This window comes from Geodermatophilus pulveris (assembly GCF_900188375.1).
GTDB lineage: Bacteria > Actinomycetota > Actinomycetes > Mycobacteriales > Geodermatophilaceae > Geodermatophilus > Geodermatophilus pulveris.
Genome location: NZ_FZOO01000010.1, coordinates 72,451 through 92,927 on the forward strand (window position 1 = coordinate 72,451; position 20,477 = coordinate 92,927).

At 76.9% G+C, this 20,477-nt stretch carries 18 protein-coding genes; 5 read left to right on the top strand and 13 right to left on the bottom strand.

The annotated features are described in order from the left end of the window. Positions 1–145 precede the first annotated feature (145 nt). Positions 146–499: an STAS domain-containing protein gene (locus tag CHB98_RS17895; RefSeq protein WP_245821350.1), complete on the bottom strand. Its 354-nt coding sequence runs from the start codon at positions 497–499 to the stop codon at positions 146–148. Between the two features lie 191 nt (positions 500–690). On the opposite strand from CHB98_RS17895, the gene CHB98_RS17900 reads away from it, so the two are divergent. Then, positions 691–972, top strand: coding sequence for a hypothetical protein (locus CHB98_RS17900; RefSeq protein WP_089306961.1), 282 nt, complete (start codon positions 691–693; stop codon positions 970–972). A 53-nt stretch (positions 973–1,025) separates the two neighbouring features. Here CHB98_RS17900 and CHB98_RS17905 read toward each other — a convergent pair whose 3' ends face one another. Then, the gene (locus tag CHB98_RS17905; RefSeq protein ID WP_245821352.1) at positions 1,026–4,016 is read right to left on the bottom strand and encodes a sacsin N-terminal ATP-binding-like domain-containing protein; all 2,991 of its coding nucleotides are present in this window, start codon (positions 4,014–4,016) and stop codon (positions 1,026–1,028) included. Between the two features lie 175 nt (positions 4,017–4,191). Next, entirely contained in the window at positions 4,192–4,524 is a 333-nt protein-coding gene (locus CHB98_RS17910; protein ID WP_143425125.1) for a hypothetical protein, read from the bottom strand. Between the two features lie 42 nt (positions 4,525–4,566). On the opposite strand from CHB98_RS17910, the gene ppk2 reads away from it, so the two are divergent. Beyond that, on the top strand, positions 4,567–5,499 hold the full coding sequence (gene ppk2, locus CHB98_RS17915; protein ID WP_089306963.1) for a polyphosphate kinase 2: 933 nt from the start codon (positions 4,567–4,569) through the stop codon (positions 5,497–5,499). Between the two features lie 62 nt (positions 5,500–5,561). On the opposite strand, the gene CHB98_RS17920 is transcribed toward ppk2, so the two are convergent. Both CHB98_RS17920 and CHB98_RS17925 read right to left on the bottom strand, forming a co-directional pair. Then, a complete protein-coding gene (locus CHB98_RS17920; protein WP_089306964.1) occupies positions 5,562–6,428 on the bottom strand; it encodes a DUF559 domain-containing protein in 867 nt (288 codons plus the stop codon). Between the two features lie 127 nt (positions 6,429–6,555). Next, positions 6,556–7,875, bottom strand: a complete 1,320-nt coding sequence (locus CHB98_RS17925; protein ID WP_245821354.1) for an MFS transporter — start codon at positions 7,873–7,875, stop codon at positions 6,556–6,558. Positions 7,876–7,946: 71 nt separating this feature from the next. Between CHB98_RS17925 and CHB98_RS17930 the strand changes: the two genes are divergently transcribed. The 3 genes from CHB98_RS17930 to CHB98_RS17940 all read left to right on the top strand — a co-directional run bounded on the left by CHB98_RS17930 (position 7,947) and on the right by CHB98_RS17940 (position 11,443). Beyond that, complete coding sequence (locus CHB98_RS17930) at positions 7,947–8,966, top strand: GlxA family transcriptional regulator (protein ID WP_089306966.1); 1,020 nt, start codon at positions 7,947–7,949, stop codon at positions 8,964–8,966. A gap of 220 nt (positions 8,967–9,186) precedes the next feature. After that, positions 9,187–10,794: a DEAD/DEAH box helicase gene (locus tag CHB98_RS17935; RefSeq protein ID WP_245821356.1), complete on the top strand. Its 1,608-nt coding sequence runs from the start codon at positions 9,187–9,189 to the stop codon at positions 10,792–10,794. A 145-nt stretch (positions 10,795–10,939) separates the two neighbouring features. Next, entirely contained in the window at positions 10,940–11,443 is a 504-nt protein-coding gene (locus CHB98_RS17940) for a plastocyanin/azurin family copper-binding protein (protein ID WP_089306967.1), read from the top strand. 38 nt (positions 11,444–11,481) lie between these two features. On the opposite strand, the gene CHB98_RS17945 is transcribed toward CHB98_RS17940, so the two are convergent. The 8 genes from CHB98_RS17945 to CHB98_RS17980 all read right to left on the bottom strand — a co-directional run bounded on the left by CHB98_RS17945 (position 11,482) and on the right by CHB98_RS17980 (position 20,362). Beyond that, positions 11,482–12,489 carry a sugar phosphate isomerase/epimerase family protein gene (locus CHB98_RS17945; RefSeq protein WP_089306968.1) on the bottom strand — a complete coding sequence of 336 codons (1,008 nt, stop codon included), beginning with the start codon at positions 12,487–12,489 and terminating at the stop codon, positions 11,482–11,484. An 11-nt stretch (positions 12,490–12,500) separates the two neighbouring features. After that, positions 12,501–13,664 (bottom strand): Gfo/Idh/MocA family protein, encoded by a 1,164-nt coding sequence (locus tag CHB98_RS17950; RefSeq protein ID WP_089306969.1) that lies wholly within the window; start codon positions 13,662–13,664, stop codon positions 12,501–12,503. A 66-nt stretch (positions 13,665–13,730) separates the two neighbouring features. After that, on the bottom strand, positions 13,731–14,795 hold the full coding sequence (locus CHB98_RS17955) for a substrate-binding domain-containing protein (protein ID WP_089306970.1): 1,065 nt from the start codon (positions 14,793–14,795) through the stop codon (positions 13,731–13,733). Positions 14,796–14,889: 94 nt separating this feature from the next. Further along, complete coding sequence (locus tag CHB98_RS17960) at positions 14,890–16,056, bottom strand: ABC transporter permease (RefSeq protein WP_089306971.1); 1,167 nt, start codon at positions 16,054–16,056, stop codon at positions 14,890–14,892. After that, a complete protein-coding gene (locus CHB98_RS17965; protein WP_245821358.1) occupies positions 16,053–17,624 on the bottom strand; it encodes a sugar ABC transporter ATP-binding protein in 1,572 nt (523 codons plus the stop codon). The genes CHB98_RS17960 and CHB98_RS17965 overlap by 4 nt, the downstream gene beginning before the upstream one ends. Positions 17,625–17,747: 123 nt before the next feature. Continuing rightward, a complete protein-coding gene (locus CHB98_RS17970; protein ID WP_089307043.1) occupies positions 17,748–18,914 on the bottom strand; it encodes an ROK family protein in 1,167 nt (388 codons plus the stop codon). A gap of 70 nt (positions 18,915–18,984) precedes the next feature. Further along, positions 18,985–19,620, bottom strand: coding sequence for a CBS domain-containing protein (locus CHB98_RS22815; protein WP_179224655.1), 636 nt, complete (start codon positions 19,618–19,620; stop codon positions 18,985–18,987). 70 nt (positions 19,621–19,690) lie between these two features. Further along, positions 19,691–20,362: an alpha/beta fold hydrolase gene (locus CHB98_RS17980; RefSeq protein WP_089306973.1), complete on the bottom strand. Its 672-nt coding sequence runs from the start codon at positions 20,360–20,362 to the stop codon at positions 19,691–19,693. Positions 20,363–20,477 lie beyond the last annotated feature (115 nt).

Sequence of the window (20,477 nt, forward strand, 5' to 3'; positions counted from 1 at the left end):
CCGATCCGTCCACCGGCCGCGCCCATCGTGACCAGCAGGTGACCTGACCCGCCGCGGCGTCACCCGACCGGGGCAGGACGCCGGCGCGGACCGGCTGCGCGGCCGGCCCGCGGGCCGGACGGCGTCGTCCGGGAGGGGTGCTGCCTCAGGCCGCCCCGGCGCCGGCACCGGGGCGGACGGCGAGCAGGTCGTAGAGGCCGGTGATCTGCAGCGGCCGGACGACCGCGCGGCCGGAGGCCACCACGCGCAGCGCGACGCCGTCGGCCGCCGCCCGCCGGTGGGCCCCGGCCAGGACGCACAGGCCCGCGGAGTCCAGGAAGGTCACCCGGTCGAGGTCGACGGTGAGCGTGCGGGGCCGGTCGGCGAGGGCCTCGTCGACCACGGCGCGCAGCGAGGGGGCGGTGGAGGAGTCGACCTCACCGGCGACGGTGACGCGGACGCCGGCGGCCGATCGGGTCACGTCGAGGGAGACGATGTCAGCGGCGTGGAGAGCGGTCACGGTGTGCCTCTCTGGTGGCGAGACCCGGGGAGGGCGACGACGGCAGCCGTGGGACGACGCGGGGTCCGGCATCGGGTCGCCGCGGCTGACTGTTGAACCGCTACACGAAGACCGTAGGGACGCCGGCCGGCAGAAGCAAGGGCCTGCCCGCCGCGGACCGGGTCCCGCCCGTGCGGGGGACACTGGGCGGCGTGTCCGGGCGGCTGGTGGTGTGGGGCGTCGTCGTGGCCGCCGGGTCGGTCGCGGCCTTCCTGCTGCTCGACCCGATCCTGGCCACGTTCCTCGCCGTCGTCGGGGCCTGCCTGTGGCTGCTCGCGCTGCTGTCGAGCACCTGGGACCAGCACCCCTCCTTCGAGCAGCGCGAGCTCGAGCGGGCCCGGAAGCGCGCCGCCCACCGGGAGCGCACCAAGGAGGCGCGGGCCCGCGACCGGGCCCGCTGGGAGGCCCACCAGCAGCGCCGGTCCGGTCGCTGAGAACCGGTCGTCGGCGTACCACCGGCGTCCGTGGCGTCGCCGGGGCCAGTGGGCTACGGGGCGACGGCGTCCTCGGCGGCGAGGGCGGCGGCGCGGTCCGGGGAGGCGAACGCCTCGGCCAGCGCCTGGCGCAGCGGCCAGGCGCCGGCCCGCCAGGCCAGCGCCCGGCCGAGCGCGGCCGGGGTGCCGTCGACGGCGTCGGGGCCGCCGTGCCCGGGCCACCACGGCACCGGCCGGCCGCCGGCGCGCAGGGGCTCGTGCACGGCGACCTCGCCGGCCAGGGACGCGACCCCGAGCCGGGCGGCGGCCAGCTCCGCACCGGGGACGTCGGCCCAGCGCAGGGTGCGCGCCGGGCGGCTCTCGACCCGCGCCCGGACCGTCTCGCCGGCGAGCGGGAGGTCCAGCAGGTCGGCCACGGGGCCGGGCGCGCCGCCGGCCGGGACGATGGCGGCGCCGACCAGCGGCTGCAGCCACGGGGCGTCCAGGACGACGGCCGCCCCGGCGGGCACCACCCGGTCGGGGGCCACCCGCACCCGGTCCGGCGGGTCGACGTCCACGCCGTCGAGCGCCGCGGCGAGCCGGGCGTGCACGGTGCGCAGCACGGCGGGCGGCACCGTGCGGCGGGGGTCGCCGAGCCGGTCGAGCAGGTCCAGGGCGGTGTCGACGTCGGCCAGCACGTCGGCCAGCGAGGCCGGCGGGCGCAGCAGGTCCAGCAGGGCCGGGTCGGCGTCGGCGGGGTCGTAGAGCCCCCGCAGCTCGGCGGCGTCCCGGTGCCGCAGCCGGTCCGGCCGCCGGCCGCCGAGCACCGGGTGGGTGCCCAGCCACCAGCGCAGGTAGCCGGGCACGGCCACCCCGCCGAGGGCGACGTCGGCCCACGCCCGCGGCGGCAGCCCGGCCAGCAGCGGGAGGGCGGCGGGCCAGTCGGCGACCAGCTCGAGGTCGCGGACCGCCGTCAGCGGCGGCCAGGCCGGCGGCGGGGCGCCGGTGGGCAGCCGGTCGAGGACGGCGTCGGCCCAGTCCGGCGCGCCGTCGACGTCCAGGTCGTCGGGGTCCTCGGCGGTCACCAGCGCGAAGCCGTCGAGCACGCCCACCGCGCGCAGCACGCCCGGGTCGGCGTCCAGCGCGGGGTCGAGGGTGCCGAGGGCCCCGTCGGCCAGGACGGCGGCGAAGCGGGAGCCCGGGAGCACGAGCTCGCCGGCCGGCGCCCAGCCGCCGGCGGCGTCGGGCAGCGCGAGCTCGGCCAGCCACGGCACCTGCCCGGGCGCGGTGCCGGCGGCGGCGACCAGCGCGAGGACGGCGCCGGCGAACGCGGCCGGGTCGCCGCCGGTGTCCCAGGCCTCGTCGGCCGCGTCGAGCGAGCCCTCGACCGCGGCCCGCACGTCGGGGTCGGCCAGCACCGCGGTGGCGGTCGCCGGGCGCGCGCCCAGCCGCTCCAGCAGCCGGCGGGCGGCGGCGGGTGCGACCGCGTCCGGGTCGGCCAGCCGCAGGCCCAGCGGGCCCAGCCGCGCCACCGGCAGACCCGCGTCGGGCAGCAGCACCCCGGCGGGGCCGTGCGCGGTGCGGCCGTCGGCCAGCGGGACGGGCAGGGCGGCGAGCTCCTCGCGGTCGGCGCCGTCCAGGGCGGCGTAGAGCCGCGCCCACCACGCCGCCGGCCGGGTGACGCCGCGCACCGCCTCCACCGCCTCGGCGGTGCCGATGCGGCGCACGCCCAGCGCGGCCAGCGCGGGCAGGTGGCCGCGCGCCGACCAGTCCGCCGGCAGCAGCCCGGGCAGCACGCCGGTGAGCGCGGCCACCCGCCCGGCGGTCGGCTCGGCGAGCACCGCGGCGGAACCGGGGAGCTGGCGGCCGGCGTCCTGCCCGGCGGCCGGCAGCCAGGCGGTGGCGCGCAGCCGGTCCAGCGCGGCGGTGCCCAGCGCGGCGTCGAGCTCGGCACCGGCCAGCCCGACGCGCGGTACGAACGCCAGCACCCGCGCGTCCGGGGCCAGCCCGGCGAGCAGGTCGGTGTAGCCGGCGGCGGCCTCGGCGACCAGCGCGTCGGTGACCGGCCCGGGCAGCACGTGCCGCCGGTCGGGGCCCAGCGGGAAGGGGGCGACCAGCCGCGCGGGCAGGCCCAGCGGCTCGTCGCTGGGCGTGGGCGCGTGCACCCGCTGCGGCAGCGGCAGCGGCACCGGGCGCCCGTCGTCGTCCAGGGGCACCGCCCAGGTGAGCGTCCACGCGCGGCGGTCCCGCTCCTCCACCGGCCGGTCGGCCAGCAGCCCGGCGGGCAGCACGCCGTCCCGGCGGGCCAGCCGCCAGGTCGTCGTCCGGTCGCCGTCGGTCAGCTCGGCCGCGGCGTCGCGGTACCGCACCGCCAGCGACCGCACCGTCCCGTCGAGGACGACGTCGATGCCGGCCAGCCCGGGCAGCGCGAGCAGCAGCCCCGGGTCGAGCTCCTCCAGGGCGGCCCGGACGGCGGCCCGCGCCCCCGGCCGCAGCGGCAGCACCACCTCGGTGGCTGAGCCCTCCGGCGGGGCGCCGTCGGCCGGCCAGGGCAGTCGCAGCACGGGCACGGCGCCGTCCCGGCGGGCCACCTCGGCGGCGAGGGTTCCGGTGCCAGTGACCGCGGCGCGGGTGCGGCCGGCGTCGAAGGCGATCCCACCGGTCGTCGAGCGGACCTCGGGTGAGTCGGTGACGGCCAGCACGGCGGCGAAGCCGACCCCGAACCGGCCGACGGTCGCGGGCTCGTCGCGCTTGGCCGAGGCGCGCAGGGTGGCCAGGCCCTGCACGCCGGCAGCGTCCAGCGGCGCGCCGGTGTTGGCCGCCCGCAGCACCTCTCCCCCGGCGCCGTCGGCGGCCAGCTCCAGCCGCAGCCGCCCGGGCACCCCGGCCCGGACGGCGGCGTCGGCGGCGTTCTGCGCCAGCTCGACGAGCAGCCGGTCGCGGTAGCCGCCGCGGACGAGGTCCTCCTCGGCGTTGGCGTCCTCCCGGAAGCGGGCCGGGGAGTCCGCCCACGCGGCGAGCACCCGCCGCCGCAGCCCGGCGGTGTCGAAGGGGTCGGCGCTCACGGGGTCATCGTGGCAGCGGCCGGTCAGCCGCCGCCCTCGGTGCACGGCTCTCGACCGGCACACCGGCGGGTCGTGGGGCGGTCGCCGACGTCGTCCGACCGGCCCGCGAGGCCGGTGGTCAGCGCCTCGACGGGCCGGCCGTCGTCACCGAGGACCTCCGCCCCCGGCCGGGCGGTCACCCGGACGCAGGTGGCCAGGGACGCCGACTCCTCGACCGGCTGCCAGCCGCGCAGCTCGGGGACCGACGCCCCACCGCCCGGACGAGCACGACGTCGTCGCGCTCGACCGGGGTGCGCAGCGCGTCGCCCCACGGGTCGAGTCCCTCGGCCGCCGCCCGGCCGATCGGCCGCCGGTCGCGCGCCCGGGCGCCGAGGTGGTCCGCGTGCACGGCGTCCACCCGCTGCTGCAGGAGGTCGCACACCTCCGCCTCCAGGTCGCTGGCGCAGCCGCCGAGCGCGAGGGACGCGGCGAGGGACGGGGCCGGCGCGGCGGCGCGGGAGGGGACCACCCGCACAGCGTGGCAGCGCCGCCGAGGGGTAACCCCCGCTGCATGTCCGAGATCGACGTCTCGCAGTACCGGCTGCAGGCTCTCCCCGACGACGCGTCCGACGAGGACTGGGACGACGACGGCGAGCTGTTCGGGCCCGACGGCCGGCGCATCGAGACCTGGCGGGAGGGCTACCCCTACCGGGAGCGGCTGGCGCGGCGGGACTACGAGCGGGAGAAGCGCCGGCTGCAGATCCAGCTGCTGCGGCTGCAGAGCTGGGTCAAGGACACCGGCCAGCAGCTCGTCGTCGTCTTCGAGGGCCGGGACGCCGCGGGCAAGGGCGGCACCATCAAGCGCTTCACCGAGCACCTCAACCCGCGCGGCGCCCGGGTGGTCGCGCTGGACAAGCCCTCGGAGCGCGAGCAGACGCAGTGGTACTTCCAGCGCTACGTGTCCCACCTGCCGGCCGCCGGGGAGATCGTGCTGTTCGACCGGTCCTGGTACAACCGCGCCGGCGTGGAGCGGGTCATGGGCTACTGCACCGAGGAGCAGTACCAGCGGTTCGTGCGCCAGGCGCCGGACTTCGAGCGGATGCTCGTCGACAGCGGCATCCGGCTGGTGAAGTTCTGGTTCTCCGTCTCCCGGCGCGAGCAGCGCACCCGGTTCATCGTGCGGCGGATCGACCCGGTGCGGCAGTGGAAGCTCTCCCCCACCGACCTGGCCTCCCTGGACCGCTGGGACGACTACACCGCGGCCAAGGAGGCCATGTTCGCCGCCACCGACACCGCGCACGCCCCGTGGACGGTGGTGAGGAGCAACGACAAGAAGCGGGCTCGGCTGGAGGCGCTGCGCTTCGTCCTCGCCTCGATGCCCTACGACGGCAAGGACGAGGCGGTCGTCGGGCGGCCGGACCCGAACATCGTCGTGGCCGCCTCCGACGTCCTGGAGTCCGACCGGGAGGCCCTGGCACAGCACGAGCTGTCCCCGGCCCGCTGAGCCGCAGCTGCCTCTCGCGCGCGGGAGGCCGGTCAGGGGGCCTTTCGCGCGCGGGAGGCCGGTCAGGGAGCGGCGAGAGCCGCCCGGATCCGAGCGACGAGAGCCGCCAGGTCGCGCAGGTCGGCGGCGCTGACGCGGACGACCCGCCACCCGGCCGCGCGGAGCCGGGCCAGACGCTCCTGGTCCTCGGCGATCTGGTCCCCGACGAAGTGGTGGGCGCCCTCGTACTCGACGGCGAGCCGCGCCTCCGGGAACGCCAGGTCGACCCGGGCGACGAAGCGGCCTCCGTCGACGACCTCGAACTGCGGCACCGGCTGCAGGCCGGCGAGGACGAGGCAGACCCGCAGCCGCGACTCCGGGGCCGACTCGGCCCGGGGATCGACGTACCGCACAGCCCGCCGGACCCGCTCAGCCCCCCACCGTCCGGCGCCCCGCTGGGCCAGGGTGACCAGGTCGTCCACCGTGACGTGGCGGACGCGGGCCATCGCGTCGAGGGCGGCGACGGCCGTGGTCAGCGGTTCGAGCGCCATGACGTCCCATGCCGTCCGCAGGGCCGTCGTCACGGGGAGGTCGTCGACCATGGCGAGGTCCCCGGGCTCCAGCACCGTGCGGTGGACCCGCACGCCCCGCGGCCCGCTCCACCGGGTGGACGGCGGGCAGACCACGGTGACCGGGTCGAGTAGACCGGCGAACGGGGCGCCGTACCAGGCGGCCGCCGAGTGGCCGCCGATCCGCGCCTCCGGGGGCAGCAGGAGGGCGACGCCCCGGCACCGGAGCCGGTGGTCGAGCTCCAGTGAGGGGTCGGCGTAGACGTTCTGGGTGAGGCGGTGGTAGCTGCGGGTGCGCAGTTGGCGGCGGCTCAGGAAGCCCTCGGCGACGGCGGCACTGCCGAGGAAGACACCGGTGAGCTGGCGGCGGGGGGCGGGCACCGGCGCAGCCTGGCGGACGAGGGTCGCAGCTGCCGCCGTCGTCCACAGGTACCGGGCCCCGCGACGGCCTTCCGCGCGCGGAAGGCCCAGCTGAGGGCCTTCCGCGCGCGGGAGGCCCTGGGGGTGGTCAGCCGTGGGCCTGGCCAGCGGCGGCCTGGGCGGGGGACGGCGGCAGCCCCTCGAGCGGGCCGGCCGACGGGCCCCGCGGGATGAGGAAGGACATGGCCGCGGCGGCGAGGCACAGCGCCCCGGCCAGGAACCAGGCCAGGTCGTAGGAGCCGGTGACGTCGCGGACCACCCCGCCGCCGAAGGCCGCGAACGCCGCCCCCAGCTGGTGGGAGGCGAACACCCAGCCGAACACCACCGGCGCGCGGGGGCCGAAGAACTCCCGGCACAGCGCCAGGGTGGGCGGCACGGTGGCCACCCAGTCCAGGCCGTAGAAGACGATGAACGCGACCATGCTGACGTGCAGCTCGGGCCCGAACAGGGCCGGCAGCAGGAACAGCGACATCCCGCGCAGCCCGTAGTAGGCCAGCAGCAGCAGCCGCGGGTCCACCCGGTCGGTGAGCCAGCCCGACAGCACCGTGCCGGCGATGTCGAAGACCCCGACGAGGGCGAGCAGCCAGGCCGCGGTGGTGATCGGCATGCCGTGGTCGTGCGCGGCCGGGATGAAGTGCGGCTGGACCAGCCCGTTGGTCGACAGCCCGCAGATGAAGAAGCCGCCGGCGAGCAGCCAGAACGGCACCGTGCGCACCGCCGAGAGCAGCCCGCGCACCGCCGTCCGCGCCGCGCCGGTGCGCACCGGGTCGACGTCGTCGGCGGCCGTCCCGCCGTAGGGCACGGCACCGACGTCCCGCGGCCGGTCGCGCAGCAGCCACAGCACCAGGGGGACGACGGCCAGCGCCGCCGCGGTCGTGCCCAGCGACGCCGCCCGCCAGCCCCAGCTCGCGTCGGCCCAGGCGACCAGCGGGAGGAAGACCAGCTGCCCGGTCGCGCTGCCCGCGGTGAGGACGCCGGACACCAGCCCGCGGCGGGCGACGAACCACCGGCCGGTCACGGTGGCCACCAGCGCCAGCGCCATCGACCCGGTGCCCAGGCCCACCAGGACGCCCCAGAGCAGCACCAGCTGCCAGCTCGCCGTCATGAACACGGTCAGGCCGCTGCCGGTGGCGGTCAGCAGCAGCGCCGCGACGACGACCCGGCGGATGCCGAAGCGCTCCATCAGCGCCGCGGCGAACGGCGCCGTGAGCCCGAACAGCGCCATGTTGACCGCGACGGCGGCCGAGATCGTGGTGACCGACCAGCCGAACTCCGCCCGCAGCGGGTCGATGAGCACCCCGGGCACCGCGCGGAACGCCGCGGCGCCGACCAGCGCCAGGAACGTCACGCCGGCGACCCACCAGGCCGGGTGGATGCCCGCGGTGCGCCGGGCGGCGGTGCTGGTCACGGCGGCCAGCATGGCCGACCGGCGGGACGCCGGACAGTGGCCCGGCGGCCAACACGTGCAAGGATCCGGCCATGAGACGGGTCCCGGGTCCGGCCACGACACGGGGGCCGCGCCACGAGGTCGCCGTCCTCGCGCTCCCCGGCTCCATCGCCTTCGAGCTCGGCCTGCCGCACCGGCTGCTGGAGTCCGCGGTGGACGAGGACGGGCACCGCCTCTACCGCGTGCGGGTGGCCACGCTGGACGGCGGCCCGGTGCGCACCTCGGCCGGCTACTCGATCACCCCGGAGCACGACGGCACGCTGCTGGCCACGGCCGGCACGGTCGTCGTCCCGGGGGTGCAGGGCGGGCCGGCCATGACCGACGGCACCCTCCCCGGCGGGCTCGCCGAGGCGCTGCGCGACGCCGCCGGGCACGCCCGGATGGTGTCCATCTGCACCGGCGCCTTCGTGCTCGCCGCCGCCGGGCTGCTCGACGGCCGGCCGGCGACGACGCACTGGATGCACGCCGAGCCCTTCCGCCGGCTGTTCCCCGCCGTCCGGCTGGACCCCCGCGTGCTCTTCGTCGACCACGGCGACGTGCTCACCTCCGCGGGCAACGCCGCCGGCATCGACCTGCTGCTGCACCTGGTGCGCCGCGACCACGGCTCCGGGGTGGCCAACCGGGTGGCCCGGCGCAACGTCGTCGCCCCCTGGCGGGAGGGCGGCCAGGCCCAGTTCGTCGAGCGGCCGCTGCCCGAGGCCGGCGACGTGGGGACGGCGGCCACCCGCGCCTGGGCGGTCGAGCGGCTGGGCGAGCCGCTGACGCTGGCCGACCTGGCCGCGCACGCCCGGATGAGCGTGCGCACCTTCACCCGCCGGTTCCGCGAGGAGACCGGGGTCTCCCCGCTGCGCTGGCTGGCCGGGCAGCGGCTGGCGCTGGCGCGGCAGCTGCTGGAGAGCACCGACGCGCCCATCGACCGGGTCGCCGCCGACGCCGGCTTCGGCACGCCGGCCTCCCTGCGCCAGCACCTGCGGGCCAGCATCGGCGTGGCCCCGGGCACCTACCGGCGCACCTACCGCGGGGGGAGTGTGAGCGGCGCCTCCCCCATGTGAGGGCACAGTCGCGCACCGCGTCTGGTTGAGTGGGGTGTACCGGCGCCGCCCTCGCTCATCCGGAGCGGCAGGAATCGACGTCGGGCTGAGGCTGCGCCACCCCGGTGCGCCCGGCTGACCGACGTCTCGCCGACGAGCTGAGCCCGCCCTGCCCCGAGCAGGTGCGCCTGCGCTCGCGCGCCCCGAGGTGTCCGGCGGCCACTCGGACCTCGAGGAACCCATGACCTCCCCCCAGCACCCCGCCCGCCCCGCCACCGGCGGCCCCGACCGACCCCGCCGCAGCCGCGGTGGCCGCGGCCGCGGCGGCCGTCCCGCCGGCGAGCCGCAGCAGGTCCCCGCCGCCCCGCGCGCCGCGGCCCCCGCCCCGCCGGTCGTCCCCACCGGCGGCGACGCCACCGTGCTGCCGACCGACACCACCTTCGCCGCCCTCGGCGTGCCCGCCCCGCTGGTCGAGGTGCTCACCGCCAGCGGCATCACCGCCCCGTTCCCCATCCAGGTCGCGACGCTGCCGGACTCCCTGGCCGGGCGCGACGTGCTCGGCCGCGGCCGCACCGGCTCGGGCAAGACGATCGCCTTCGCCCTGCCGCTGGTCGCCCGGCTGGCCGCGTCCGACAGCCGCCGGCAGCCGCGGCGGCCGCGGTCGCTGATCCTGGTGCCGACCCGCGAGCTGGCCAACCAGGTCGCCGCCGTGGTCGACCCGCTGGCCCGCGCCCTGGGCATGCGGACCGCCGTCGTCTTCGGCGGCGTGGGGCAGAACCCGCAGGTCCAGGCGCTGGCCGCGGGCCTCGACGTGCTCATCGCCTGCCCCGGCCGGCTGGAGGACCTGATCGGCCAGGGGCACGCCGACCTCGGCGCCGTGGAGATCACCATCCTCGACGAGGCCGACCACATGGCCGACCTCGGCTTCCTGCCCGGCGTCAAGCGGCTGATGGACCGGACGCCCAGGACCGGCCAGCGGCTGCTGTTCTCCGCCACCCTGGACAACGGCGTCGACGTGCTGGTCAAGCGCTACCTGACCAGCCCGACCACGCACTCGGTCGACCCGGCCGTGGCGCCGGTGTCGACGATGACCCACCACGTGCTCCGGGTCGAGGCCGCCGACAAGCCGGCCGTCGTGCGCGAGCTGGCCTCCGGCCTGGGCCGCAGCGTGCTGTTCACCCGCACCAAGCACCAGGCCAAGAAGCTGGCCAAGCAGCTCACCGCGTCCGGCGTCCCGGCCGTCGACCTGCACGGCAACCTCAGCCAGAACGCCCGCGAGCGCAACCTCGAGGCGTTCAGCAACGGCAGCACCCGGGTGCTGGTGGCCACCGACATCGCCGCCCGCGGCATCCACGTCGACGACGTGGCGCTGGTGGTGCACGTCGACCCGCCGACCGAGCACAAGGCCTACCTGCACCGGTCCGGGCGCACCGCCCGCGCCGGCGCCGGCGGCACCGTGGTCACCGTCACCACGCCCGACCAGGCCGGCGAGGTGCGCACCCTCGCCCGGCAGGCCGGCATCACGCCCACGGTGAGCGCGGTGCGCCCCGGCGCGGCCGAGATCACCGAGCTGACCGGCCCGGCCGCGCCGCACGTCGAGCCGGCACCGACGCCGGAGCCCCAGCCCCAGGGCCCGGGCCAGGGCGGGGGACGGCGGCGCCGGCCGGCCGGCGGGTCCGGCCGCTCCGGCGGCCAGGCGGGCACCCCGGCCGCCGGCGGGACGGCGTCGTCCGCCCGCGGGCAGGGCCGCCCGGCGGGCCCGGCGCGCACCCGCGCCGAGCTGGCCGCGCGGGCCGGCAGCCACTCCGCGGCGTCCTTCAGCGGGCGCACCCGCCGCGGGGGCCGCTGAGCCCCGGCCCGTGCCCTGCATCCGGTCGGCGGTCGGCGTGCGAACACCGGGTGCAGGGCTGTCCACGGGTCCTGCGCCCGTGCACCATCAGTCCCGAGCGGGGCCGCTGACGGGGCGGTCCACCGCCGATCCCCTGGAGGCCCGCGTGCCGCACCCGACCGGTCCCACCCGCTCCGCCCGCCGCGCCGCCGCGCTGGTGCTGACCCTCGGCGCCGTCCTCGTCAGCGGGTGCTCCGCCGACGAGGGCAGCACCGGGGAGGCGACCGCCGCCGAGGCACCGGCCAGCAGCGCGGCCCCCTCCAACAGCGCGGAGGCCTCCACCCCGGCGCCCGCACCGTCCGCGGCGGAGAGCCCGGCGGAGGCGGAGGTGCAGACCGTCGCGGCCAGCCTCGGCGAGATGTACATCGAGCTCGGCGGCGAGGTCTCCGCACCCGGCACCTACACCTTCGAGGTGGTCAACGACGGCCGCATGCCGCACGACTTCGTCGTCGAGCGGGACGGCGAGGACGTCACCGCCACCGAGGTGCTGCAGCCGGGTGAGTCGGCCACCCTCGAGGTCACGCTGGAGGACGGCGACTACGTCTTCTACTGCTCGGTGGGCAGCCACCGCGCCCAGGGCATGGAGACGCCGGTCAGCGTCGGCGCCTGAGTCCCGGGGGCCGCCCGCGCGCGGGCGGCCCCCCGTCGTCAGGCCCCGCTGGCGAAGGCCGCGTCGAACGCGGCCGCCGGCGGGTCGAACGCCAGCCGCCGCACGAACGCCAGCGCCTCGGGCGCGCCGACCAGCCGGTCCATGCCGGCGTCCTCCCACTCCACCGAGATCGGCCCGTCGTAGCCGATGGTGTTGAGCATCCGGAAGCAGGCCTCCCACGGGACGTCGCCGTGGCCGGTGGAGACGAAGTCCCAGCCGCGCCGCGGGTCGGCCCACGGCAGGTGCGAGCCCATCCGGCCGTTGCGGCCGTTGCCGACCTGCTTCTTCGCGTCCTTGCAGTCGACGTGGTAGATCCGGTCCCGGAAGTCCCAGAGGAAGCCCACCGGGTCGAGGTCCTGCCACACGAAGTGCGACGGGTCCCAGTTGAGCCCGAACGCCGCGCGGTGGCCGATGGCCTCCATGGTCCGGACCGTCGTCCAGTAGTCGTAGGCGATCTCCGACGGGTGCACCTCGTGGGCGAACCGGACGCCGACCTCGTCGAAGACGTCGAGGATCGGGTTCCAGCGGTCGGCGAAGTCGCGGTAGCCCTCCTCGACCATCGACTCGGGCACGGGCGGGAACATCGCCACGGTCTTCCAGATCTTCGACCCGGTGAACCCGACGACGGTCTTCACGCCCAGCTTCGCCGCCGCGCGGGCCGTCGTCTTCATCTCCTCGGCCGCCCGCTGTCGGACGCCCTCGGGGTCGCCGTCCCCCCAGACACGCGGGTGCACCATGCCGCGGTGTCGCTCGTCGATCGGGTCGTCGCAGACGGCCTGGCCGTTGAGGTGGTTGGAGATCGCGACGACCGACAGGCCGTGCTTCTCCAGCAGGGCCAGCCGCTCCTCGACGTAGGAGTCGTCGGTCGCGGCGCGCTCGACGTCGAGGTGGTCGCCCCAGCAGGCGATCTCCAGGCCGTCGTAGCCCCACCCGGAGGCCAGCCGGCACACCTCCTCGAACGGCAGGTCGGCCCACTGGCCGGTGAACAGGGTGACGGGACGGGGCATCGTCGTTCCTCTCAGATCCGGGTCCACACGGAGTCGGCCGCAGCGCTGCGCTCGACGGCGTCCAGCACCCGCTGCACCTGCAGCCCGTCGGCGAAGGACGGCGTCGGGTCCTCGCCCTTGCCGATGGCGGTCACCAGGTCGACGACCTGGTGGGTGAAACCGTGCTCGTAGCCCAGGCCGTGCCCGGCCGGCCACCACGCGCCGACGTAGGGGTGGCCGGGCTCGGTGACGACGATGCGGCGGAAGCCGGCGGTCTCGGCCGGCTCGTCACCGTCGTGGAAGTGCAGGACGTTCATGTCCTCGAAGTCGAAGGCCAGGCTGCCGCGTGAGCCGTTGACCTCGATCCGGATGGCGTTCTTCCGGCCGAGGGCGAACCGGGTCGCCTCGAAGGTGGCCAGCGCCCCGCCGTCGAACCGGCCGAGGAAGAGCGCGGCGTCGTCCACGGTGACCCTGCCGGTGCCCCGGCCGGCGACGCCGGACAGCGACCCCGCCGAGGCCGGCAGCGGCCGTTCCTCGACGAAGGTCTCCAGCACCGCGCTGACCCCGGTGAGCCGCTGCCCGGTGACGTGCTGGGTGAGGTCCACGATGTGCGCGCCGATGTCGCCGAGCGCACCCGAGCCGGCCCTGTCCTTCTCCAGCCGCCACGACATCGGCGCGGCCGGGTCGGCGATCCAGTCCTGCAGGTACTGGGCCCGCACGTGCCGGATCTCGCCGAGCCGGCCCTGCGCGACCAGCTCCCGCGCCAGGCCGATGGCCGGCACGCGGCGGTAGGTGAAGCCGACCATCGACCGCACGCCGCGGGCTGCGGCGCGGGCGGCGGCGTCGGCCATCGCCTCGGCCTCGGCGACCGAGTTGGCCAGCGGCTTCTCGCAGAGCACGTGCTTGCCCGCCTCGAGCGCGGCGATCGCGATCTCGGCGTGGGTGTCGCCGGGGGTGCAGACGTCCACGAGGTCGACGTCGTCGCGCTCGAGCACGCGGCGCCAGTCGGTCTCGGTCGACGACCAGCCCAGGCGGGCTGCGGCGTCGGCGACGCGGACGGCGTCCCGGCCGGCCAGCACGGTGAGCGCGGGCCGCACCGGCAGGTCGAAGAAGTGAGGGGCAGTGCGCCAGGCCTGGGAGTGCGCGGCGCCCATGAAGGCGTAGCCGATCAGGCCGACGCCGAGGGTCGGGGTCATGCGGTCTCCTCACCGGAGCCGCCGGGGGACGGCGCGCCGTCCCCCGGCGACCGGCGTGTCAGCGGGTCAGGACTCGAACGCGGCGTCGATGTACTGGTCGACGTTCTCGGCGGTCACGACAGGGGCGTCGAGCACGATCCTCTGCGGCACCCCCTGCGAGGAGAGGTCGGACAGGCTCTTGCCCTGCGCGATCAGCCGGGCGAGCGCGATGCCGTCCGCGGCCTGGGTGTGCGGGTAGATGACCGTCGCCTCGAGCACCGACTCGCCGGCCTGGATCTCGCGCATCGCGTTGGCCGATCCGGCGCCGCCGACCATGACGAACTCGCTGCGGCCGGCGTTGCTGATGGCGGCCAGGACGCCGACGCCCTGGTCGTCGTCGTGGTTCCAGATGGCGTCGATCTGCGGCGCGGCCTGCAGCAGGTTGGCCGTGGCCTCCTCGCCGCCCTCGACGGTGAAGTCCGCCGCCACCCGGTTGTCCACGTTGAGGCCGCACTCGGCCAGCGCGTCGGCGAAGCCCTGGCTGCGGTCCTGCGTCAGCGGCAGCGAGTCGATGCCGGCGATCTCCGCGACGACCGCGTCGGGCTGGTCGCCGAGCTGCTCGCAGATGTACTGGCCGGCCGAGACGCCCATGCCGTAGTTGTCGCCGAGGATGGTGGCCCGGGCGGCGAACGGGCTGTTGAACTCGCGGTCGACGTTGACGACCGGGATGCCGGCCTCCATGGCGCGCAAGGCGACGGGAGTCAGTGCGGCGCCGTCGAAGGGCAGCAGCACGATCGCGTCGACGCCCTCGTTGATGAAGGTCTCGACCTGGCTGATCTGGGTGCTCACGTCGTTGGTGCCCTCGGCGATCGAGAGCTCGACGTCCTCGTAGCCGTCGGCCTCGGCCTGCGCGGCCTGGCTGATGCCGGCCATCCAGCCGTGGTCGGCGGCCGGCGCGGAGAACCCGATGCGCACCGTCTCGCCGGCCTCGTCGTTGGGGCTGGCGGCCTGGCCGCCGCCGCCACCGCCACCGCCACCGCCGGAGCTCTCGGGGGTGTTGCCCGTGCAGCCGGCGACCAGGACGCCGGCGCCGAGGACGGCGAGCGCGGTCGACGTGACACGACGGAACGGGCGCTGCCTCGCTTCAGACATGTTCTCTCCTCGGGTGTCGCCTCCCTGGCTGTCGTCGGCCAGGTGGTCGGGTCGTGCGGTGGTGCCGGTCCGGGGACGGGTGCCCCGGACCGCGTCAGGGGCGGTCGGTCGTCGCGCCGGGCGCGGGGCCGCCGGGTCCGCCGGGGGTCGCGCCGCCGGAGACGGTGCCGGCCGCGCCGGCCGGGGCGGGCGGGCTGCCGCCGGCCGAGCCGCGGCCGAGCCGGCCGAGGCTGAGGGAGCCGGTCGCGATCCGCATCTGCAGCAGGACGGCGACGACGATGATCACGCCGCGGGCGACCGCCTGTGCGGAGCTGGACAGGTTGTTCAGCGTGAAGACGTTGCCGAGCGTGGTGAAGATCAGCACGCCGAGGACGGTGCCGACGATCGTGCCGCGGCCGCCGATCAGCAGCGTGCCGCCGATGACCACCGCGGCGATGGCGTCGAGCTCGTAGAGCGTGCCGTGCGTGGAGCTGCCGGTCGTCGTCCGGGCCATGAGCATGACCGCGGCGATGCCGCAGGTGACGCCGGAGAGCACGTAGAGCCACATGGTGTGCCGCTGCACCCGGATGCCGGCCAGCCGCGCGGCCTCGGCGTTGCCGCCGACGGCGAAGGTGCGCCGGCCGAACGTCGTCCGGTTGAGCAGCACCCACCCGGCGGCGGCGACCAGCGCGAAGATGACCACGAGCGTGGGCACGCCGAGGACGTCGCCGGAGAAGAAGGCGAGGAAGTCCCGGTCCTGCACGATCTGGGTGCGCCGGTTGGCGATGATCTCCGCGAGGCCGCGGGCGGCGGCCAGCATGGCCAGCGTCGCGATGAAGGCGACGAGCCTGCCGTAGGCGATGACGATCCCGTTGACCAACCCGCAGCCGGCGCCCACCAGGAGCGCGGTGACCACCATGACGATCCAGTGGACGTCCGCCGCCATCGCCTGGGTGGCCAGCGTCGTCGCCCACACCGAGGACAGCGCCACGATCGCCCCGACCGACAGGTCGATGCCACCGCCGATGATCACGAACGTCATGCCGATGCTGACCACGCCGATCACCGCGGCCAGCCGCAGGATCGTCAGCACGTTGTCGACGGCGAGGAACCGGTCGGGGGCGGTGGCGGTGCCGACGATGCAGAGCACCGCGAGGGCGACCACGAGGCCGAGGTTGCGGCCCGCGGGGCCGGCGAGGAACCCCGGCCCGCTGCGGCGCCCGGCCGCGCCGGATGGCTGCCGGGGAGCGTCGGTCCCCGTCGCCACGGTCGTGCTGCTCATGCCACGTCTCCCTCGCGCTGCCGCGCGGCGCCGCCGTGGGCGGCCGCGTCCTCCATGACCAGGTCGAGCACGCGGTGCTCGTCGAGCGCGCCGGCCGGTTCCTCCGCCAGCACGCGGCCGTCGCCGATGACCAGCACCCGGTCGGCCAGGCCGAGCACCTCGGGGATCTCGCTGGACACCACGACGACGGCCACGCCGCGGTCGGCGAGCCCGCGGACCAACGCGTAGATCTCCGACCGGGCTCCGACGTCCACACCCCGCGTGGGCTCGTCGAGCAGCAGCACCCGGCAGTCGCGCAGCAGCCAGCGGGCCAGCACGACCTTCTGCTGGTTGCCGCCCGACAGCGTCCGGACCTCCCGGTCGACGTCGGCCGGCCGGACCTCGAGGGCGGTGACCTGCTGCCGGGCGGCCTCGGACTCGGCGGCCCGGGACAGGAAGCCGGCGCGGGCGAACCGCGCCAGGCTGGACAGGCTGATGTTCCGGGAGACCGACTCGCCGAGCAGCAGCCCCTGGCTCTTGCGCTCCTCGGGTGCCAGCCCCACGCCGGCGGCGACCGCGGCGCCGACGTCGCCGGCGCGCAGCCTGCGGCCGCCGACCCGGACGGTGCCGGACGTCGCGCGGCGGGCGCCGTAGACGGTCTCGAGGATCTCGGAGCGGCCGGACCCGACCAGGCCGGCCAGACCGACGACCTCCCCGGGGCGGACGGCGAAGGAGACGTCGGCGAAGGCGCCGCGCAGCCCCAGCCCCTCGACCTCGAGCAGCGGGGCGGCGGCGGGGTCGGGCAGCGCCCGGCGCTCGGGGAAGACGTACTCGATGTCGCGGCCGGTCATCAACGAGATGACCTCGCGGGTCGTCGTCCCGCGGGCGGGCAGGCCGGTGGCGACGGTGCGGCCGTCCTTGAGGACGGTGATCCGGTCGCCGACCTCGCGGATCTCCTCGAGCCGGTGGGAGATGTAGACGACGGCGACGTCGTGCGCGGTGAGGTCGCGGACCACCGCGAACAGCCGCTCGACCTCCTCGCTGTCCAGGACGGCCGACGGCTCGTCCATGATGATCAGCTTCGCGTCCTGGGAGAGGGCCCGGGCGATGCTGACCATCTGCTGCGCGGCGGCCGGCAGCGAACCGACCTCGGCGGTGGGCCGGATGTCGGCGTGGCCGAGCCGCTCCAGCAGCCGGGCCGCGGCGCGGTTGGCCGAGGCCGGCCGGGTGACCCCGAAGCGGGACTCCTCCCGCCCGAGGAAGACGTTGTCGGCGACGGTGAGGCCGGCGACCAGGTCCAGCTCCTGGTAGATCGTGGCGATCCCCAGCGACATCGCCGCCTGGGGGTCGCCGAGGCGGACCGGCTCGCCGCGCCAGGAGATCCGGCCGGCGTCGGGCTGGTGCGCCCCGGCGAGGACCTTGATGAGGGTCGACTTGCCGGCCCCGTTCTGGCCGAGCAGGCAGTGCACCTCACCCGCGCGGACGTCGAGGTCGACGCCGTCCAGCGCGCGGACCCCCGGGAAGGACTTGACCACCCCGCGCACGTCCAGCAGCGGCGGGCCCCCGGCAGGGGCAGGAGGGACGACCACGGCGGCACCACCCCACACTTCTGCTCAACGCTGACCAATAGTCGGTTGAGGCGAGAACATAAGGGGACGGCGAGACGTGGTCAAGGACACGGTGCACCGGCCCTCCGCGGAGGGCCGCCGCCGTCAGCGGGCGAGCGCCTGCTCGACGGACTCCTCGTCGAGGAAGCCCTCGATGGCCATGAGCGCCGCGCCCACCCGGCCGGAGAGCCCCGGGGCCTCGCTGACGCTGATCTCCAGAGCCCGGGCGGCCAGCGGCATCGACCGCCGGTAGACGGACTCGCGGATGCCGGCCAGCAGCGGGACCCCGGCCTGGGCGACGCCCCCGGTCACCACGATGCGGTGCGGGTTGAAGAAGTTGACCAGGGCGGCGAGGACGGTGCCGATCGTCCGGCCGGCCTCCCGCACCAGCTCGACGGCCGCCCCGTCACCGTGTGCCGCGCGCTCCACGACCTCCCGGGTGCTGCGGACCGGGAGCCCGCCGGCGACCGCGTCGCGCAGCAGCGCCCCGCCGCCGGCGAGCGCCTCCAGGCAGTTCTCCTGGCCGCACCGGCAGACGACCAGCCGCCCGTCCGGCGTCGTCACGTGGATGTGCCCGATGTCCCCGGCGCTGCCCTGCGCCCCGCGGTAGACCCGCCCGTCGACGATGACGCCGCAGCCGATGCCGGTGCCCACCTTGACCACCAGCACGTCCTGGACCGACCCGGCCACCCCGATCTCGCCCAGCGCCATGACGTTGACGTCGTTGTCGACGTACACCGGGCACCCGTAGCGCCCGAACGCGCTGGGGATCGGGAAGTCGTGCCAGCCCGGCATGATCGGCGGGTGCGAGGGCCGCCCGCTGGAGTGCTCCACCGGCCCCGGGACACCGACGCCGACCGCGCACACGTCGGCCGGCTCCAGGCCCGCCTCGGCGAGCACCAGCTGGGCCAGCCGGTCGACCTCGGCCAGCACCGGGCCGGGGCCCTCGGCGATGTCGATCGGGTGGCCGACGGTGGCCAGGACGTCCGCCGAGAGGTCGGTGACGGCGACGTCGACGCTGGTGACCCCGAGGTCGACGGCGAGGACGCACCCGGCGCGCCGGTTGAACTCCAGCAGGGTCGGCGGCCGGCCCCCGGTGCTCCAGCCGCGCCCTCCCTCGGCGAGCAGGTTGGCCGCGATCAGCTGGTCGATCCGCGCGCTCACGGTGTTGCGGGAGGCGCCGGTCAGGGCGACCAGGTCGGCCCGGCTGCGCGCGCGACCGGTGCGCACGTGCCGCAGCAGCGCGCCGGCCGAGGCGGAGGAGTGGGCCACGCGCACATCGTGACACGCAGCGGCCTCTCCTCCCCCGCCCGCGAGCCGGGGGCCGCTGCGGGCGCTCACCTCAGCCGGCGGGCGACCCGGCGGGGGCGATGTGCACGCCGGCCAGCCCGCCGACGGTGCGGGCCAGCGCGGTCAGCGCCCGCTCCTCGACCTCGGCCGAGGGCTGGGGCGCGCCGCGGGTGCGCCGCACGGTGGCCACCCCGTCGGCGACGGTCACCGACCAGGCGTCGAGCTCGCCGGTGTAGCGCTCCACCAGGCGCAGCAGCTCGGCGCCGATCTCCGCGTCCGGGCGGACGAGGGTCCGCAGCAGGTCCCGGCGGCTGACGATGCCCACCAGCCGCTCGCCGTCGACCACCGGCACGCTGCGCAGCCGCTCGTGCACCAGGAGGCGGGCGACGTCGGCGATGTCGGCGGCCGCCTCGACCGAGCGGACCGCGGTGGTCATCACCCCGCCCACCACGGCGGACGGCGGCCCGGCCGGCGGCTCGTCGTCGCGGCGCAGGTGCAGCCTCGGGTCCTCGGGCAGCCGGTCGCGCAGCACGTCGGCCTCGGCGACGATGCCGACCAGGCGGCCCCCGTCGTCGACCACCGGCAGCGCGGCGAAGCCGCCCTCGGCCATCAGCCCGGCGGCCTGCCGGACCGGCGTCCCCGGGCCTGCCGTGACCACGTCGCGGGTCATCACGTCCCTGACCTGCACGGGCCCTCCTCGGTGTCGGCGGTGGGTGCGGCGCACCCGGTGCATGACCGTCCCGGCGGCGTCGAAACCGTCACGCCCGCCGGTCGCGGTGGGCGGCCGACGCCGAGCGGGCCTGCCGCAGCACCCGCGCCACCTCGCGCGGGTGGGTCTGCACCGCCATGTGCGCGGCCCCGGGCAGCTCGACCAGCCGGCCGTGCGGGGCCGCGGCCGCCACGGCGGCGGCCCAGTCGTGCGGGCACAGCCGGTCGCGGGTGCCCCGGACGACGGTGACCGGCACGGCGACCGCCCCCAGCCGGACGTCGATCGGGTCCGGGGAGGCCGACCGCCACAGCCGCCGCATGGCCGACGGCCCGGTGGACAGCCACTGGACGGCGACCAGCGGCAGCTGCCACCACGGCTCGCCGATCGCCGTCGCCAGCCAGCGCAGCACCAGCCGGCGCGCCGACCGCAGCCGGGGGTCGGTGGTCGGCCCGAGCAGGACGACCCCGGCCACCCGCGGGTCCCCGGCCGCGGCGGCGGCCACCTGGCAGCCCTGCGAGTGACCGACCAGCAGCACCGGGCCCGCCCCCAGCCGGTCCCGCAGCAGGGCGGCCAGCCGGTCCACCGAGGGCACCGGGCCGGGCAGCCCCATCCCCGGCAGCAGGACGACGTCGGCGGGCAGCTCCGCCCGCAGCCGGGCCGAGGACCGCGTGTCGAGGCCCAGGCCGGGGACCAGGACCGGCCGGATCACGGGTGCGGGCACCGGACGGGTCTACCGCGGCGGCGTGAGCGGCCCGTCGGCGGGTAGCACAGCAGGTCGAACGGTGTGCTCCGGATCGCTCCCGGCCGGCCCGGGCGGGAGGTCCCGAGGTGGGAGA

Excerpts from the sequence above, each read along its gene's own strand:
- ppk2 (WP_089306963.1), top strand. The coding sequence starts at position 4,567 with ATGTCCGAGATCGACGTCTCGCAGTACCGGCTGCAGGCTCTCCCCGAC.
- CHB98_RS17935 (WP_245821356.1), top strand. The coding sequence starts at position 9,187 with ATGACCTCCCCCCAGCACCCCGCCCGCCCCGCCACCGGCGGCCCCGAC.
- CHB98_RS17930 (WP_089306966.1), top strand. The coding sequence starts at position 7,947 with ATGAGACGGGTCCCGGGTCCGGCCACGACACGGGGGCCGCGCCACGAG.
- CHB98_RS17960 (WP_089306971.1), bottom strand. The coding sequence starts at position 16,056 with ATGAGCAGCACGACCGTGGCGACGGGGACCGACGCTCCCCGGCAGCCA.
- CHB98_RS17950 (WP_089306969.1), bottom strand. The coding sequence starts at position 13,664 with ATGACCCCGACCCTCGGCGTCGGCCTGATCGGCTACGCCTTCATGGGC.
- CHB98_RS17955 (WP_089306970.1), bottom strand. The coding sequence starts at position 14,795 with ATGTCTGAAGCGAGGCAGCGCCCGTTCCGTCGTGTCACGTCGACCGCG.
- CHB98_RS17945 (WP_089306968.1), bottom strand. The coding sequence starts at position 12,489 with ATGCCCCGTCCCGTCACCCTGTTCACCGGCCAGTGGGCCGACCTGCCG.